Origin of the sequence: uncultured Flavobacterium sp. (assembly GCF_937967675.1) — a bacterium.
In the GTDB taxonomy this organism is placed as follows: Bacteria; Bacteroidota; Bacteroidia; order Flavobacteriales; family Flavobacteriaceae; genus Flavobacterium.
This window is the reverse complement of record NZ_CALBSN010000178.1, coordinates 1-1,313: the sequence shown is the minus strand read 5'-3', so window position 1 is coordinate 1,313 and position 1,313 is coordinate 1. Positions and strand designations below refer to the sequence as shown.

The following is a 1,313-nucleotide window of genomic DNA, read 5'->3' as shown; positions in this document are numbered from 1 at the left end:
GGAATTTATGATACCTTAAAACAAACCGCTAAAATTTCGCAATCAGCGGGAGGAATTGGTTTAGCTATTCACAATGTAAGAGCAACAGGTTCGTACATTCGTGGAACAAACGGAACTTCAAACGGAATCGTTCCTATGTTACGTGTTTTCAATGATACCGCTCGTTACGTAGATCAAGGTGGAGGAAAACGTAAAGGAAGTTTTGCTATCTATTTAGAAACGTGGCATGCTGATATTTTCGAATTCCTAGATTTGAAAAAGAACACAGGAAAAGAAGAAATGCGTGCGAGAGATTTATTCTTCGCAATGTGGACTTCTGACTTATTCATGAAACGTGTAGAAGAAGATTCAACTTGGACGTTAATGTGTCCAAACGAATGTCCAGGTTTAGATAACGTTTATGGAGATGAATTTGAAGCACTTTATACTTCATACGAAGCACAAGGAAAAGGTAGAAAAACTATTCGTGCAAGAGAACTTTGGGAGAAAATCTTAGAATCTCAAATTGAAACGGGAACACCTTATATGTTGTACAAAGATGCAGCGAACAGAAAATCGAATCAAAAGAATTTAGGAACGATTCGTTCGTCTAATTTATGTACGGAGATTTTAGAATATACATCTCCGGATGAAATCGCGGTTTGTAATTTAGCATCAATTTCATTACCAATGTTTGTTGAGAATGGAGCTTTCAATCACGAATTATTATATAACGTAACAAAACGTGTAACGCGCAACTTAAACAGAGTAATTGATAGAAATTACTATCCAGTAAAAGAAGCGGAAAATTCAAACATGCGCCACCGTCCAGTTGGATTAGGAGTTCAAGGTTTGGCGGATGCTTTCATTATGTTGAGAATGCCGTTCACGAGTGATGAAGCGAAAAAATTAAATCAAGAAATTTTCGAAACTTTGTATTTCGCTGCAGTAACCGCTTCAATGGAAATGGCTAAAGAAGAAGGACCATATTCATCTTACGAAGGTTCGCCAATTTCTAAAGGGGAATTCCAACACAACCTTTGGGGCTTAAAAGATGAAGAGCTTTCAGGTCGTTGGGATTGGGCGAGTTTGAGAAAAGAAGTAATGGCAAACGGAGTGAGAAACTCATTGTTAGTAGCGCCAATGCCAACGGCTTCAACGTCTCAAATTTTAGGAAATAACGAAGCTTTCGAACCGTATACTTCAAATATTTATACAAGAAGAGTGCTTTCTGGAGAGTTCATCGTGGTAAACAAACATTTATTGAACGATTTAGTAGAAAGAGGTTTGTGGAACGAAACATTGAAGCAAGAAATCATGCGTCACAATGGTTC

Annotated in this window: 1 protein-coding gene; it reads left to right on the top strand. The window is 37.6% G+C overall.

Going from position 1 to position 1,313, the window contains the following annotated elements; all coding sequences use genetic code 11:
* Positions 1-1,313, top strand: a 1,313-nt coding sequence (locus Q0075_RS11770; protein WP_297869678.1) for a ribonucleoside-diphosphate reductase subunit alpha, incomplete at both ends; no start/stop codon positions are given.